The 16845-nt window shown below is 33.7% G+C and carries 15 protein-coding genes; 3 read left to right on the forward strand and 12 right to left on the reverse strand.

The window, feature by feature from the left end; translation table 11 throughout:
• Positions 1–7: 7 nt before the first annotated feature.
• The 6 genes from BXU01_RS00285 to BXU01_RS00310 all read right to left on the reverse strand — a co-directional run bounded on the left by BXU01_RS00285 (position 8) and on the right by BXU01_RS00310 (position 3419).
• Complete coding sequence (locus tag BXU01_RS00285; protein ID WP_083691175.1) at positions 8–718, reverse strand: NRDE family protein; 711 nt, start codon at positions 716–718, stop codon at positions 8–10.
• Positions 706–1194, reverse strand: a complete 489-nt coding sequence (locus tag BXU01_RS00290; RefSeq protein WP_083691176.1) for a hypothetical protein — start codon at positions 1192–1194, stop codon at positions 706–708. Before BXU01_RS00290 ends, BXU01_RS00285 begins: the two co-directional genes overlap by 13 nt.
• 5 nt (positions 1195–1199) lie before the next feature.
• The gene (locus tag BXU01_RS00295) at positions 1200–1580 is read right to left on the reverse strand and encodes a DoxX family protein (protein ID WP_083691177.1); all 381 of its coding nucleotides are present in this window, start codon (positions 1578–1580) and stop codon (positions 1200–1202) included.
• Between the two features lie 9 nt (positions 1581–1589).
• The gene (locus BXU01_RS00300; RefSeq protein ID WP_083691178.1) at positions 1590–2048 is read right to left on the reverse strand and encodes a YHS domain-containing (seleno)protein; all 459 of its coding nucleotides are present in this window, start codon (positions 2046–2048) and stop codon (positions 1590–1592) included.
• A 5-nt stretch (positions 2049–2053) separates the two neighbouring features.
• Positions 2054–2650, reverse strand: coding sequence for a peroxiredoxin-like family protein (locus tag BXU01_RS00305; RefSeq protein ID WP_083691179.1), 597 nt, complete (start codon positions 2648–2650; stop codon positions 2054–2056).
• 91 nt (positions 2651–2741) lie between these two features.
• Positions 2742–3419 carry a Crp/Fnr family transcriptional regulator gene (locus tag BXU01_RS00310; RefSeq protein WP_083691180.1) on the reverse strand — a complete coding sequence of 226 codons (678 nt, stop codon included), beginning with the start codon at positions 3417–3419 and terminating at the stop codon, positions 2742–2744.
• Between the two features lie 231 nt (positions 3420–3650).
• Here BXU01_RS00310 and BXU01_RS00315 point away from each other — a divergent pair, with 231 nt between their 5' ends.
• From BXU01_RS00315 to BXU01_RS00325, 3 genes are all read left to right on the forward strand, one after another.
• The gene (locus BXU01_RS00315; RefSeq protein ID WP_083691181.1) at positions 3651–5825 is read left to right on the forward strand and encodes a TonB-dependent receptor; all 2175 of its coding nucleotides are present in this window, start codon (positions 3651–3653) and stop codon (positions 5823–5825) included.
• Positions 5826–5999: 174 nt separating this feature from the next.
• Complete coding sequence (locus BXU01_RS00320) at positions 6000–7139, forward strand: AraC family transcriptional regulator (protein WP_083691182.1); 1140 nt, start codon at positions 6000–6002, stop codon at positions 7137–7139.
• A gap of 151 nt (positions 7140–7290) precedes the next feature.
• A complete protein-coding gene (locus tag BXU01_RS00325) occupies positions 7291–8187 on the forward strand; it encodes an alpha/beta fold hydrolase (protein WP_123773897.1) in 897 nt (298 codons plus the stop codon).
• A 74-nt stretch (positions 8188–8261) separates the two neighbouring features.
• Here the strand turns inward: BXU01_RS00325 and BXU01_RS00330 are convergent, their stop codons facing one another.
• From BXU01_RS00330 to BXU01_RS00355, 6 genes are all read right to left on the reverse strand, one after another.
• The gene (locus BXU01_RS00330) at positions 8262–8486 is read right to left on the reverse strand and encodes a hypothetical protein (RefSeq protein WP_255373670.1); all 225 of its coding nucleotides are present in this window, start codon (positions 8484–8486) and stop codon (positions 8262–8264) included.
• A gap of 102 nt (positions 8487–8588) precedes the next feature.
• Positions 8589–9947 (reverse strand): S41 family peptidase, encoded by a 1359-nt coding sequence (locus BXU01_RS00335; RefSeq protein ID WP_083691843.1) that lies wholly within the window; start codon positions 9945–9947, stop codon positions 8589–8591.
• 62 nt (positions 9948–10009) lie between these two features.
• Positions 10010–10798: a hypothetical protein gene (locus tag BXU01_RS00340; RefSeq protein WP_083691184.1), complete on the reverse strand. Its 789-nt coding sequence runs from the start codon at positions 10796–10798 to the stop codon at positions 10010–10012.
• Between the two features lie 58 nt (positions 10799–10856).
• Positions 10857–11708 (reverse strand): T9SS type A sorting domain-containing protein, encoded by an 852-nt coding sequence (locus BXU01_RS00345; RefSeq protein ID WP_083691844.1) that lies wholly within the window; start codon positions 11706–11708, stop codon positions 10857–10859.
• A gap of 67 nt (positions 11709–11775) precedes the next feature.
• On the reverse strand, positions 11776–13077 hold the full coding sequence (locus BXU01_RS00350) for a hypothetical protein (protein ID WP_083691185.1): 1302 nt from the start codon (positions 13075–13077) through the stop codon (positions 11776–11778).
• A 429-nt stretch (positions 13078–13506) separates the two neighbouring features.
• Entirely contained in the window at positions 13507–16749 is a 3243-nt protein-coding gene (locus BXU01_RS00355; RefSeq protein ID WP_083691186.1) for a TonB-dependent receptor, read from the reverse strand.
• Positions 16750–16845 lie beyond the last annotated feature (96 nt).

Here is a 16845-nt window from a genome sequence, read left to right on the forward strand (position 1 = left end):
CTCAATTTTAAATACGAATAAACGTGGTTGAAAAATTTCTTGTTTTTACTAAATCATAATATTGCATCATGCCTTTATTTTTTTCAATTACAGTTTGCGTGACACTTAAAGTTTTCATGGTGTTTTCTCTGTTGATGACTAAACCATTTTCAGAATCACCACTTTCTGTATTTCGATGAAAATCGAGCATCTGTGCAGGCGAGATTTTATTTTTATCTTTCAAAAAATCAAAAAACCAATCATTTCGTTTCTTTCTGATTTCACCAGGATATAAAGTAACCGATGACCAAATATGATTTTTAGTACTGTCCAGAAAAATCTTCATTTTGACGAGACCGTCCCAGATCAATTCATACAATTTTTCGTTTTGAAATAATACTAATGTAAAGGGTTCAATATTTTCGAGATCGATCTCACTCCAAAAATCTTTTGGCGACTGGTTCGCCATAATATCCAAAGCAATCAATCCGCGGCTTTTTCTATACGGAAATATCGGATTGTGTTTTGCTATTCCACCATTTAATAACACCAGAACAGTTCCGTTTTGATCTATGGCAAACCAGGTTCCTCCAGCTTTTGGATCTTTTGGATACATAATATTTTTGCCGTTATGACAATAATTTCGTGGTACAACAGCAGCGGGACGAATTACTTTTTCGTCCCGGTTTGAAGTAATAATTACAACTCCGCTATTATTGATAAAACTTACTGTACACATTGTCTTCTGTATTCTATAGTTGATCGTGCCACACCAAAATTTTCATTCATTAAAATGTTTTCAAATTGCAAAGCAGCAACTTTTATCAAGGCCTGATGATGAATACAATGTTCCAGATTATAGAGCAATTCTCTGTAATAATTGCTTTGAATCCTGATGGCAAGATGGTCAATTACCTGTTCGAGGTAGATTGTTTTATTTTCGCTTTTTAATCCTGTTTTAATTTCGATGATAGCTTGTTTGGCAAATGCTGTTTCTGTTTGAATACGATTATTTCTCTCGCGGTTATCATAATTCAAAACGGCTGAATCGTAGCTTTTTTCAAGACATTGAAACATTTCAATGATGTGTCTTGTATGTTCGCCGATAGTCGTATTGCTTAAAGCTTCGCAAGATTTTGAATAATCCTTATCAGACAATTGGTCTAACAGATCAACTAATTCATCTAAACTGTGGCGTATTGATTTTAGTAACATAACTTTTAATTTAGAAGATTAAACAATTTATTTTTATTGAAATAAAGCAATCCCAGACAACATAACAGGGTAATAACAGCCAAGGCAAAAAGAGTTCCTCCGTCATTTTTAACCACTATTCCCAGAACAAATAAGTGTGATAAAATAGCTCCTGTCATAATACCAAATCCGCCTAAAGCACCAATCCAGGTCGTTTTTGGTATTAAAATCAAAATTGCTGCGAGCAACTCGGCAATTCCTGAACCAATTCTGCCGTAAGGTTCTAGTCCTAAAGTCGAGAAAATATAAATACTTTCTTCTGCTCCGCTGAATTTAAAATATAATGTCTGCAATAAAATTACCGAAGCCACTATTCTGAGTATCCACATTATAATTTCCTTTTTCATGGCTCCGGATTATTTGTATATTTTTTTCCAATTATTATCTGCCTGGTTTTTTAAAGTATTCTGGTCTTTGTTCCAGCTTTTCAGGGTATTATTAAAATATGCATTGTAAAAAAGATATAATTTACCGTCGATAATTTTGAACGTTTCCGGGTTTATTGACACTTTTTCTCCGGCGCTTCCCATCGCATATGCACACCATCCACCATATTGAGGTTCATATTTTGACGGATTTGCGAGGAAGGCATTTTTATTTTCAGCTGACGAAAAATTATAAACCACACCCTGATAAGAAACTGAGATTTCTTTTTTTCCTTTGATTGCTTTTCCCTGATTAAAATATCCTACGGGATCGTAACCCTGAATGGCAACTTTATGTTCTACATTATATTGATTAATGCGTTTGGTCTCATTTTGAGCAAATGAAACTCCAGAAACCAAAACCAATAAAAATAATACTAGCTTTTTCATGTTTTTTATTTTAAGTTTTTTAATATAGAAACCAGTAATTCGGTTGTTATACGCTGTTTAAAATCGGGCGAAACATATTCAAAAAGTATGTCACTCTCAGTGTTTACAACAAAAACGGAAGGAACTGGTAAAAAACTCGTATTGATTCCATTAGAATGTACGTTAATTACTGATTTGTAGTTTTCCGGAGCTTCAAAAGCAATTCCAACTGCTTTTATTAATTCTCCTTTTGAGTCAGAAAGCAAGGTATATTTTACATTATCTTTTTGTTCTGTGCTTTTCAAATTTTCAGCAGAATCCGGGCTTACTGCAATAATCTGATATCCCAAATCCAGAATTTGTTTTTCGGCTTCGGCCATTGCCTGTAAATGCAGATTGCAATATGGGCACCAGCCACCGCGATAAAAAACGAGAACTGTTTTTTTCTTTTTTAGCAAGTCCGAAATTTGAACAGCTGTATTTTCAGATGATTTTAAAGTAATGTCCGGGATCTTCTCTCCTATTAATAAAGGAGCGATATCAGTCGCAGATTTAGGGATTGCGTTCTGGGCATTAGTAACCGAAGTCAGGGCTACTAAAAACATAAAAAGTAATTTTTTCATAGTAAATAGTTTTACATCTTTTTTGATGATGTAAAATTATTGTACTGTGAAAAAGCAAAATGTCGGCTAATTTACACTTGGATTGAATTAACTATAATTGGGTAATATCTGTAATGATAATTTCTTTTCTATTATAGTGTAAAAGATTATTGGTTTCCATTTCGTTCAGCAATTGTGTTGCGGTTTGTCTTGAGGTACAAATGATTTGGGCAATATCATTTTGGGTTAAATAATTTTCAATTATTACTGTATTTCCGTTTTGAATGCCTTCTTGTTCTGCCCAGTCTTTCAGGAACTGATACAATCTGGTTTTAGCATCTTTAGAAATTAAATTGGCATAACTATTTTTAATCCGTTTCATTTTCAAGCCTACAAACTTGGTGTACGAAAGTGCCAATGTTGGGTTTCTAAGCAATAAATCTTCAAAATCAGACATTAAAAAACTGCAAATTGCAACATCGTCAGAAAGTACTTTTGCATATTCTTCGACTTTGTTATCTGTTTCTAAAGTCAACTCGCCAAATAAATCGCCTTTTTGAATAATGTCTTTTATGGTTTCGTTGCCATTATCATCGATGGCAACAATTTTTATATTTCCTTTTTTAAGTAAAAAAATCCGAGGCACATCTGAAGATGAAAAATAAATAATTTCGCCTTTTGATGCTTTCTTAAAGCCTGTAATAATACACAATTGTTTGATCTGCGAATAGCTAAGTGTCCTGAATAATTTATGATCCCGCAAGTACCAATATTTTAATTCTTCGTACATATTTATTTGTATTATTTGTGTAAATATACCAATTTAACAAATAATAAATTTTCAGATTTAATGGTAAAGCAAATTTCATTCTTTGGTAACAGCTATATGTTGATTTAAATAAAGATCCTCGGTCTTTCTTGCTATATATAACAAATTAACAAAAATTAGGAGGTTATTTACTTGGATAAAGCAAATTACATTTTATATATTTACCACTATTTAAATTAAGTCTAAATAATAATGATACGAATTTCTACATGCCTATTATTCCTGTTCTTCACTATGGGTTCACTTTCTGCCCAACAGATTTCTAAAACAAATACAAATAACGAAAAAGATAAAAATAGTAAAAGCCAGGATACCATCTTAAATGATAAATCAGCAGATAATGAACTACAGGAAATTGTTGTTTCTGCTTCCAGAAAGGCTGAGATTTTAGATGAAGTTCCTTCTTCTGTTACATTATTATCCAAAAAACAAATACAACAGCAACTCAATATAAGTTCTAATCTTAGTGATATTTTGGGCGCATCAGTTCCCGGTTTGGGATTTACGACCAATAGAACTCAAAATTTAGGTCAGACTTTACGTGGCCGTCGTGTATTAGTTATGATTGACGGTATTCCTCAATCTACACCTTTAAGAGACGGGGCAAAAGACATGCGTTCTCTGGATCCTACCGTATTAGATCGCGTTGAAGTGATTAAGGGAGCAACTGCAATTTATGGTAATGGTGCAGATGGCGGTTTGATTAACTATATTACTAAAAGAGCAAATGTTGACAAAGCAATAAGCGGATCAACGGAGGCAGGAACTAATTTTTCTCTTGTAAAACCTAAAGGAACAGCCGGTTTCTTTGTATCTCAGTTATTGACCGGAAAAGTAAACAAAATTGATTATGTTGTAAGCAGCCGTTATGAAGAAACAGGGCTTTATCGTGATGCGAAAGGACGTGTACTTTCTCCTGAATATGGAATGAACGATCTTAAAAACTGGAATGCTTTTGCAAAAATTGGATATGACATAAATGACAATAATCGCCTGGAATTAATGTATAATTATTTCCAGAGCACGCAACATACTGATTATATAGCGAAAGCTGGGGTTTACGGCAATTTTGATTCTCCAACTATTGGGGTTAAAGGACAAAGACCGGGAGATCCGGAAGGAACGCCGTACAATCATAACGCAAGTTTAAGTTATATTGGAAAGAATTTTATTGGAAAAACGGATGTTAATGCGTCTTTATATTTTCAGGATTATCTAACGTTAATTAATTACAGTGACTTTTTTGAAAATAACGGACAACCTGCTACTCAAAGTAAAAAACTGGGTTTTCGTTTGAATTTAAATACGCCATATGAATTCAGTTCTCTTATATCAGGGAATTTAACGTATGGATTGGATATTCTATCTGATATAACAGATACACATCTTACAGACGGCAGATTGGTAATTCCTGAAATGAAGATGAACAATCTGGCGCCTTATTTCCAGCTTAAAAACATGTTTGGGCCAAATTTGGTATTGAAAACCGGTTTAAGGCTTGAAAATGTTAATATCGATGTACCGGATTATACCACCATTGGCATTCGTAATTATGTAAACGGCACTTATGTTGGCGGTGGTGTTGCAGTAAATGGCGGAGCATTAGATTTTAATGCGCTTATGTTCAATGCAGGATTGCGTTATACAAAATGGACATTGTTTAAACCTTTTGTAAGTTTTTCGCAGAGTTTTAGTGTGGCTGATTTAGGTTTGGTGCTTCGTGCTGCAAAAGAAAATACGGTCAACAACACTTCGATAAAAGCGGTTACAGCCAATAATTACGAATTTGGATTTTCAGGAGCTGTGGATAAACTTTCTTATGAAGGAGCTGTTTATTACAGTACTTCAAAATTAGGGGCTTCTTATGTTTATGTTGATGGTAATCCGCAAATTTCACGATCACCTGAAAAAATCTATGGTTTTGAGTTGTCAGCAAAATATCGTCTTCATCCAAAAGTTGATGTTGGAGCAAATTATTCTTATACAGAAGGGAAACGTGAACTTACAGATAAAAAAGTATATCTGGGAGGAGATCGTATAAATCCGCCAAAATTAGTAGCTTATACTGTTTATAGACCTCTGGAAGACTGGTCAGTATTTTTGCAAATGATTAATACAACAGGAAGAGATCGATTTGAACCTGTTAATGGAGCTTATACTTATGGAACGGGACCTATAAAATCTTTTACGGCTTTTAATCTTTCTTCGAGTTATACCTTCAAAGAAAAAAGTACGATTCGTTTGGGTGTCGAAAACCTTTTTAATAAAGATTATTATAGTGTTATATCGCAATGGCAATCTAATAATATGAATTATGTCAAAGAAAATGGTACACGCTTAACGATTAGTTTTGCGCAGGCTTTCTAAAAATATTTGTATAATTAAACGAACAAAACCTTCAAAGTCATTATATTTTGAAGGTTTTTTGCTTCAATTCAGTGGCAGGAAACTTAATTTGGTAAGTTCGATAAGTTGGGTTCATATATTTAGTAATTTTATCCTTTACAGAACAACTTATATGAGCTTAAAAAATGCTTTTTAATGGATCAAATAGTTAGCTTTTTTGTTGCAGGAACAACTTTATTACTGGCATTTTTAATTTTTGCAAATATTAATCAGGTAAACACCAAATCAAATCGATGGTTTGGGGCTTTTATTGTATGTGTTTTTATTATTCAGTTTAATGACTTATTAGAAAAAACTGAGTTTATGAAAACAAGAATGCTCTTAAATGATTTTCTGGGCCTGACAGATTTTATTGTAGCTCCTGTTTTTTATTTTAGTGTAGTTTATTTTATTCAACCTAATAGAAAATGGCAACTAAAGGATCATTTTCATTTTGCATTTGCTGTTATCGTGCTAATGTTACTTTGTCTTTCGGTACTAATTGAGGTAAAACCACCAACTGACATCGATATAAAAAATGCTGCTGTTATACTTAAATTTTTTAATCTGGTGTTTTGTATTCAGGTTATTTCGTATTGCGTTTTAGCGTATAAAAAAATCAGCTCCTATCAAAAAAACTTGTTTTTGTATACCTCAAATGCGGCTGCAATTAACTTAAAATGGTTACAAAAAGTAGTAGTTTGCGTATTACTAATTACGGTTCTTTGGCTAATTGACAATGTTTTTAAATTAGCCAGAACAAATATTTTATTTGACCAGTTTGCGAGTGTAATTTATCTTGCCGGATTTTTTTATATTGCTTATTATGCTTTAAAACAAAAAGAAATTTCAGAACTTAATCAACATGAAAAAAAAGAAATTGATAGTATTATAAAAGAGAATTTTAATGTAGAAAGCAATCAGAAAAAACTAATTCCGGATGTTGAACTACAAGAAATGAAATTGATTTTAATTGAAGTAATGCATACTAAAAAACCTTTTTTAGATCCTGAATTGAGCGTCTTTAAATTGGCTTCGCAATTGGATATTTCATCTCATCAGCTTTCCTATATTATCAATAAAGGTTTTGACGAAAATTTTTATCAATTTATTAATGGGCACCGAATCGAAGAAGCCAAAAAAATGATCCAGGATCCTAATATGCAGCATTTAAATTTAATTGGAATTGCTTTTGAAGTGGGCTTTAATTCTAAAACAGTTTTTAATACCACTTTTAAGAAAAGAACCAATCAAACGCCATCAGAATTTAAAAAAGCAAATTTTGCTTTGGTATAATTCATTATCGTTATTTTGATTTTTTGCAGCTGAATGGGTTTGTAGATTATAGTTCGTTTAAAAGAGGTTCTGATTCATAAATCAGAACTTTTAATTGGTAAATGATACTAATATTTGTATCGAATTTACTTTAAAAACGAATTAAACTACCATGATCCTTAAAAAAGAACTCCGAAAATTAAACCCAAATAAAAACATTAAAATTAGACTGTTAGCTGTTTTTATAATTCTTATTTCTATATTCTCTTCTGCTTCTTGTTCTGACGATTATAAAAATCGAAATACAGATTATCAGGAAACTGCGGTAGATTTAGGAACTCACAAACTGATGGCATATACGGTATCAAAAAAATCAAAATATCTGGTTGTTTTTGAATCAGGTCATGGCAATGATCATACATCCTGGTACAGCACCGGAAAATCTTCTGAAATTTTTTCTATAGCTGATTTTTTAGATTCTGATGTTTTATTATATGACAGGGCCGGTTACGGAAAATCAGAATTTAATACGGAACCCAGAAATATCAATACATTAAGAAGTGAATTAGAAACTGTTATCGATCAATTTGCAAACGGCAGAAAAGTTGTACTTGTCGGGCATTCGTTAGGAGGTTTGATTATTAGGGATTATGCCATAAAAAATCCAGAAAGGGTTGCGGGATTGGTATTTATTGATGCTTCTCACGAAAAATACAATCATTTTTCGCAGGATCAGATCAATACTTTTTATACAAATTATAAAACAATGTATGGGGCAAATTCCGGTATAGCATTAGAAACGCTTCAATTAATTGAAGATTTTAAATATGCGGCAACATTGCCCAATTTACCTGATGTTCCGGTTCTTGCCATAACGAGTATGAAAATAGATGCTGAACATAATGCTGCAGACAGGCAGTTATGGTACGATTCTAAGGAAGCTCTTAAGACTGGAATAACCAATTTTAAACACATTACAACAATAAAATCCGGGCACTTTATCCAGCTTGAGGAACCTAAACTTGTTTTAGGAAATATTCGATCAATGTTATCGCAACTTCCTTTTTAATTTTATTCAAAACATAAAAAAACCTCAATTGCTTTACGGATTGAGGTTTAAATAAATTTTATCTTTTGACTGAATTATACAGTAACATTTCTCTTTTGAAGTTTAGCAACTAAAAGTCGAATTCGTTTGTGCAGCATACTTCTGGTAGACTTTTTTTTGAGTTCATAATCTTTCGCACATTTCTTTAGTTCAGCGAGTAGGAACTTAAAGTTGTTATATAATGCAGCGAGTTCTTCCATGTCTTTTTGAATTTTGGAATACTCCTCAGATGTCACATTATTTTTGTCAATGACAGACATTTGCTCATATTTATAAAACACATCCAATAAATTTCGATGCTCCCTATTGTCAATTCCCTGCATAGTCCTTAAAAATCTTTTAAATTATAATATCGTTTTAAATTAAGGTATTATATGCAGCAAGGGATCAGCATCTGTAGTAATGACAGAAAGTGGTAATGACCTTAATGTTGATGTTTTTTGTTTTGCTGTATTTCCGTTTATGGTGTTTAATGCCGTTTTTAATAAAATTTCTGACGGATTACCAAGGGTAAAAATTTCTGGTCCCTGAAGTTCATTGGTATAAATAGTTGGATTAATTCCTTTAGAATATTCTCCTTCATGTCTGGAATTGAATAATTTATAGATCGAAGGATATAATATCCATCCTTTAGTTCCCGGAATTCGGTCATCTTCAACAGGAAATCCGGCTACATCTTTGCCAAATGTTTTTTCTCCTATAGTTACAACATTCATATAGGGTTTGAGATTATTAATAATAAGTTCTGATGCAGATGCAGTACGGTTTCCGCATAAAATATACACTTTATTTATCGACGGATGAACGTTGCGTAAAGCATCAAAACCTATTTTGGATTCATTGCTTTCTAATGCCTGCAAAAAGGACTGATCTATATTGCCTCCGTTGGCATTTGCTTCAAATTTTATAAACAGATCGCCCGATTTGATATTAGGTGCTAAAATTATACTTAATGCTGCGGCGGCGGCGATATCTCCTCCTCCATTATATCTTAAATCTATAATTAACTCTGTGATGCCTTTACTTTTTAATTCCTGAAAAACGGGAAGAAACAATTGTGCTTGTCCAACATCAAAATGCGGAATTTCGACATATCCAATTTTGGTGTTTTTATCCTGGATTATTTGATATGAAACGGGCTGTAAAAAACTATATCCCTGCAATAAGGAAACTTCTTTTAATGCCGAAAAACCGGATTGTGAGGTATAAGAACTTATTTCTAGTTTTAATTGTGATGCAGCAATCATGTTTTGATACAATCTATCGTAATTTCCCTGATCCAGCCCTGTTCCTTCTATTTTAGTAATGAGTTGTCCTCTTTGCAGTCCGCTTTTTTGCGCCGGTGAATCTGCTAATACATATAAAATTGCGCCGTAAGTTTTTCCTTCAAACTCAAAAAATGACACGTCAAATCCAAATTTTCTTCTCAGGCTTTGTGGCGCCGTTTCAGGTAATGCAGGATGTAATGCATAAGAATAAATATCATCCTTTTGTAATAATCCTGCAAAATATTGCTTTGGATTCACAGATAAGTCATTTTGTTGTGGCATTGTCGCACTCCAGCGGTAGTATTTTTTCATTTGCTGATACATCCAGTCATTTACATATTCATTTGAACCTTCCTGATAAAGAGGAACAGAAGGATCATCTGATGTACACGAAAAAATAATAGTTACCAAAAAAAATAATGGTAAAATGAGAACTGAAGGATATTTCTTCATTTGAAACATTTGAAATTTATACATCCGGATTTTGACTTTTTCTGCAACAACAGGAAATTTAATTACTTAAAAACAAAATAATCTGTAAGGTTCAGGGTTCCGTCTACGCCAGAAAAAGCAGCATTGGCATCCTTTTTTTCTTCTAATATTATCAATTTTGATTTATTTACGGACATGGTCATATTCAGCGTTATTTTTTTTCCCGGAACATACGATTCTGTTGTACCGTGTTTAACAAGTTCCATTATAATTGTTGGCGGTGAGCTAAACGGAAACTCGATGAATGCACTATATTGATCTTTGCTTATATTTTCTACAACTCCCAAAAGCTGACCATTAAGTTTGCGTATAATCCCGTCTAATTTGCCATTATAACCTGTTTTTGAATACAAGTTAAGCGTAGGAAAAATAAATTTATATCCGTTATAACCTGTTTGTTTTAAAACTCCTGGTTTTAAAGAAACAACGTTATCCAGCCAAATATTTTCTTTAGCAAAGAAAGAAAGGGTATCTTTTACTTTTTTTGCACTAAAATGGTACGTTCGCAACAGTTCTTTTGTTGTTTTATTGGTAAACTCAAAAACTTTCTCTTCGTCACCATGATACACGAATTCATAATCTTTCTCGACTTTTTTAACAAAAGCGGTGCGTTTCTCTTTTCCTATTTCTACCGGTTTGCCATTTACCGTTATTTGTATCGAATCATTTAATGCACTGTATCCTATAATCACTACTTTTCCGGGCTGATTTTTTTCATTTCCATATAAAGAAGTCAGATCATCATTAGCACATGATGCAAAAAAAGCCAGTGAAATCGAGAAAATTAAAACCCTTGTCAATATATTCTTCATATTCTTTTTTTTGTATTGTAATAACTGGTTTATCGAAAAAGTGTAAACTTTGACGATTTTACTTTTTGATAAATTTTAATTTTGCTGTTCTATTATTATTGGATACTAAAAGAAAATAAACTCCTTGTGCTAACTCACCAACAGTTAAATTGTCTTTTTTATAAGGTGTTTCTTTTACTAATAAACCAATAGAATTGTAAATTTTTACAGTTGTTTCCTCTGTTTGAAATTGTTCTCCTAATTCTAAATCTAAATATTCCTGAACCGGATTTTGATTCAGCCTGCAAATATTTGCTGCTGACTCAAGATCATCAAGTCCTAAAAGTGCTTCGGCATTTATAGTAACTTTATCAATTTCATACCCAATAAAACCTGTCGTCGTATTATTTCCCAATGCTATATATACTGCACTTTGACCTGAAAACTGAGATATATCTATTGAATAATCTTTAAATTCAGGTTCATCAATGGTTAGTCTTTCGAGTATAATTTTACCAATTAGTGTAAATGATGCCGGATCCGGTGAGGTCGATCCATATACTGATAATTCCTGATTACTGTCGTAAGCACTAGGTTGAGCATTTAAAACCAGTGACACTTTACCGGAATAAAATGATAAATCCTGAACTGGAGATATGGCTAAGTTATCTTCTAAAGTTTCTAAAGGCGATGCGGTTGCTAAATCTATATTGTAGTTTCCTAAAACAGAAGCTGTACCGTCTACAATAACATTATTTTCGTCTAGTTTGATATTTTTTCTGGCAATCCAGTTACTTCCGTTGCCATCTTTATCAAGCAAGATCCAGTCTGAAGCATCGGCATCATCAAAATCATCTTCCCAAACTGTAAATTGTGCTGATGATACAGCCGAAACCATAATAAATAATAATAAAAGTAGATTTTTTTTCATTTTTTTTATTTTTAAAAACATGGACAGAAATATTCTGCCCATGTTCAATTTTAATAATTTAACCTAATTAAAAATTTGTAAACTTAGTCCAGTTGCTTGTCCAATTGGCTTCTGTTTTAAATGCTCCTGTAGTTCCTGTAAAATCTAATGGACCATCATTAAAAAACGGTTGGCTAAGTGACCATTTTGTAGCTGGGTTTACTGTAGAGGTAGCGTTACCAATACCTCCTAAAACAGTTCCTGCTGGTAAAAGTGGGTTATCGAATCCATGAATTGATACTCTTAACCATGTAGAACCGCTTGGTACAGATGGAGACTCCCATCTAATTCCTGTTTTATATCCTGTTACTGTTGCATCAGTCAATGAAATTTTACCTGCTCTGCGCACGTGTATTGCATTTTCGTATAATGCAGCTACAGTTGAAGAACTTACACCAATGATTGATAATTGAGAGATAACTGGTCTTGTGATAAGTGTTGTAACAGTTCCTCCTGCATTATTATCTAATTCGATACCGTTAGAATCAGGATTTCCTCCGCTTAAACTGTGCGTAGAATTACTGTCAGCAATTGCAATTGCTTTTGTAATTGAACCTGTGTAACCAAGATCAAAATCAAAATTATCATCATCAGCAGCAAATGATACTAAATGAGTTGCATTTACAGTACCTCCAAAAAATTCATAAGAATCGTCTCTTCCGTACGAAACCTGAATATGGTTTACTACTGTTCCGTTACCTACACCTGCAAATGTTAATCCGTTGATTTCGATATCAGTATCTAAAATACGTCCGGCAAACTCGATACGTACATAAGTTAATGAACCTGCATTATGAGCATTGTTTGTACCACCATAATAGAATTCAGTAAAATTAGCCTGATCGTCTAATCCTTCAACAATGTTTGTAGTCAAACCATTGTTTACTTCAGCATTACCCAATATAACTACACCTCCAAAATCTCCCGGAGATGCTACTGTATTTGCGTTGCCATCTAATAAATTATAACTTGTAAAAACTACTGGCGCAGTAGCTGTTCCCTGAGCGTCTATCTGACCACTTTTTGTAATAACAAGTACTCCTGTTGCTACTCCCGGAGCTAAAGGTTTTGCCTTAATGAAAGTACCTGGCTGAATAGTAAGTTTAGCACCATCTTTTACAGTAATTACTCCGTCAATTTCCCAAACTTTGTCGTTTGTCCATGTAGTATTGGTTGTAATAGCACCGCTTACCGTCTGAACTGTTGCTGGATATCCTGTGTAATCAGCACCTGAAGCCTTCATAGAAAAAGAAGAATCTGCAGAAGAATCATCATTTTGGCAAGAGCTCACTAACAGAGCTACCATTGCGAATAGAAAAAAATTTTTCATAATAATTTAATTATTGCTATATTTGCCGCTATTACAAACTAGACCTTTGGAGAGAGCAGCAAAATATCTTTCCTTGGGTCTTTCTCTTTTTTGGTAAAGATCCTTTTCTATAAACGGTCCCGCTTTACCATCGGGGTTTATACCTAAATATCTCTTTCACTCTTAGGTTTTTTTTATCGCAGTGAAGATTCGCTTTCCATCCTTTTAAAATTTTCACATAAAAAGAGCAACAGTTTTTGCTTCGATTTTAAAAGACCATCTGAAAGTATTTTTCTCTGTTTTTTATTTAATGCACTAAACAAAAAGAAATCTAATACTTACAACTATATACATTAGCTTTTGAAAACTTAAAATATCATCCCTGATTTTTATTGTTAACGGTTTCTTAATGTTTAAGATTTATAGCCCTCTGTTTGGTGATCTGTGTGCTTAAAAATTGTAATTAAGAGACAGTGATGCCGTTCTGCCACTCCACGCCTTAAATACAACCTGATCAATATCTTCATCATATTTATCTGTTGCATGAGCGCCAAGACTGTAACGATCTCGTGGGTTTGAACCATACGGAACTTCCTCGATATGCGAATAACTGTTTGTATTGTTATAGGTTTCAATGCCGGCATCAAACATGTTTTTAATACTGAACTTTAATTCCAGATTTCTTTCCTTAAAAAATTTATAACTCACCTGAGCATCTGTTACGGCATATGGCATTCTTATTTCTTCAGACTCATAGGCATAACCTACCAGAATATACTGATCTCCAATAGCGTTGTGTCTAAGACTAAACCCAAATCGTTCGCCTACATAATCTAATCCCAGATTATAGGTATAAGGTGATTGCCCGTATAATGGTCTGTTGGCTTCATATAATCCGCCGGTTCCGTCCAGGTTTACATACGATGTTACTTTTGTATCGTTGAAAGCGGCATTACCATAAACAAATATATTTTTCAGGGTTTCTCCTTCTCCTAAAAAAGACAAGCTTTTATAAAATTCCATTTCAACTCCCCACAATTTGGCATTATTAGAGTTAAGATTGTAGATATTCCTGATTTTTGAAGGCGTATAATTACCAACAGCTTCAATAGGATTGTCTATATTTTTATGGTAAACACCAAAAGATAAAATTTCTCCGCCAGACGGAAACCATTCCATTTTAAAATCATAATTATCAGCAACGCTGGAAACCATTCCGTTTGAATAGTTATAGATTTTTGCAGAGCGTATCGGGTCAAAATAAGGTATACTTACACGTTCAGAAAATTGAGGTCTTAACACAGATCTGTTATATCCTAAACGAAGGTTCATTTTATTTGTCGGGCTAAAAATAAAACTGGCAGAAGGTAAAAATTGCCATTTTTTATCGTCTTTCTGATCTGTTATAAAATCACTTGCAGATTCTGCCTGACTTGCAATCTGAGTATAGATATAACTCTCTGCACGCACACCCCAAACCAGTCTGAATAAATTATTTATTTTGTTGTCTAACATTACATAAGGAGAATGTATTTTGACATCACCTTCGTATTTGTCACCAAAACGTCCGTAATTTCTCCAGCCAAAACCACCATAATAATACTTAGAACCGTCCAGTAATTCAGAAAGCGGTCCGTAAACATCTGCACGATCCACAGCAGCTCCCTGCCCTACAACGACCATTGCATTTGAAACCTGCTGGTTTGTAGCTTTTTTATAAGTACCAAAATAACCCGCCTTAATCGTATTGGTGAAAGTATCACTGAAGTCGAAGGGAAAATTTAGATTAACAGCCCAGTTATAATCATTTTCATCATTGGTATAGTTGTCCCTGCTAAACGGAAACTTGCTCGTGCTATTATAAACCTGATGGTAAAGTAATTCGTCATCACCTACTTTTTTACGGTAGGTATCGATAAAAGTAGCATCTTTTGTGTCTTTTGTAACATTGCCGTAAGCCGCATACCAATCCAGTTTTAATTTACCAAATTCGTGATTTCCTTCGAGTTTACTTTGGATAAAAGTTTGATAAACCGGGTAATTTGTTTCGGATGTATAAGGAAGTGCCGTACCGTTTACGATTTCTTCAGCACCTACATTATCTCTCCATCCGGTTATTTGAGTCAGCTGGTTGTTGTAAATATGCATTGCGGTATTACGCATTGTTATTTTATTGCTGCCTAACTGAATTGCAGTATTAAACATTCCGCCTAAAGTACTGTTATACGAATAATTAGCTCCACTGTTTCTAAAACCGAATTTCTCGAAAACCGAATATTCCCTGCCTTCTTCTCCTTCCTGACCAAATTGTGAATTGCTCATAAAGTTTCCTCTTTCGGTATGTTCGATTTCTAATTTTTCCTGTGTATTCTTAAAGATCAAAGACCCAACAAATCCCCATTTATTATTATCTTTTAATTCATAAGAGCGTCCTAAAGCAAACTGAAGCGTAGTTCCCGGTGCTGCATAGGTTTTATAAGTCGAAAAATTATCTTCTGTAAATCGTTTAGACTGTTCTATAAAAGGTCCGGATTCAGCTTCGGTTTTTGGCACATCCAGAGAGGCCAGGTTGGATGGATAATCACGTCTCCCGTCATCAAAACCCCAATAATCATAATCTCCTTCTTGTTTGGTAAGTCTTTCTTTAAAAACACTTCGGCTATTATAAGACGTACTTACAGAAACACTTGTAAAATCTTCTTTAGGAATATCTTTGGTTTTTACTTCTACAAATCCTCCGGCAAAATTGGCATACATATCCGGAGTAGCCGTTTTACTAACCACAATACTTTCTACCATTGCTGTTGGGATAATATCAAAAGAAAAGTTTTGCTGATAAGCATCTGTACTTGGCAGTGTAATACCATCCATTACAGCTTGGTTCCATCTTTCTCCCATCGAGCGAACCACCACATATTTATTGTCAATTGTGGTTACACCCGTGATACGTTTAAGCGAACTTGCCACATCTTTGTCCGGTGTTCTGGCAATTTGCTCTGCCGAAATACCATCAGAAAACTGCGCTGCCTTTTTTTGCTGCAGCAACATTCCCTGAACTGATGCAGTTGCCTGTTTGTAATTTTGAACAATTACAACTTCTTTCAGTGATTCTGCATCTTCTTTTAAAGAAACTACAAGCGGAGTTTCGCCGCCTTCCAGAACTTTAACAGCCGTAATTTTTTGTGTTTGAAAAGAGATTACACTAATCTCAACCGTATATTCGCCAGGCTCTAATTCCAGAACATAATTACCATCGATGTCTGATTGCGTTCCCAAACCCAGTTCAGCCACTTTTATATTGGCACCAGGTAACGAAAGTCCGTTGATGTCTACAACTTTACCAGTAATTTTTCCTTTCTTTTTTTTTTTGCCGGAATCCTTACTGTTTACGGCTATATTATTCTCGTTTCTTCTAAAATTTAAGTTGGTCTGATTTTGTAAATCATTTAAAATTTCGTCTATCGAAACATTATCTTTTTTAAGTGTTACTAATGGCAGACTTAAATCCAGATCTTTTTGATAAACAAATTGATATGGCGTACGGGATTTTAAGTTATCGATGATTTTTTGTGGTGACGAATTTTTAAAATCAACCGATACAGTTCCGGTTTGTGAATAAATAGTATTTACTCCGCAGAAAAAGCCAAAAAATAAAATCCAAAAGGCAAATTGCCTGGAAAAGTCATTGTTCATAATTGATGATTGTTAGTTTATTTTAATTATTTTAATTTGAATATTTGGGTCAATATCGTTCTGTAAATGCTACAGTTATCCTGTCGCTTAACAAGC

It is taken from the genome of [Flexibacter] sp. ATCC 35103 (assembly GCF_001975985.1).
GTDB lineage: Bacteria > Bacteroidota > Bacteroidia > Flavobacteriales > Flavobacteriaceae > Flavobacterium.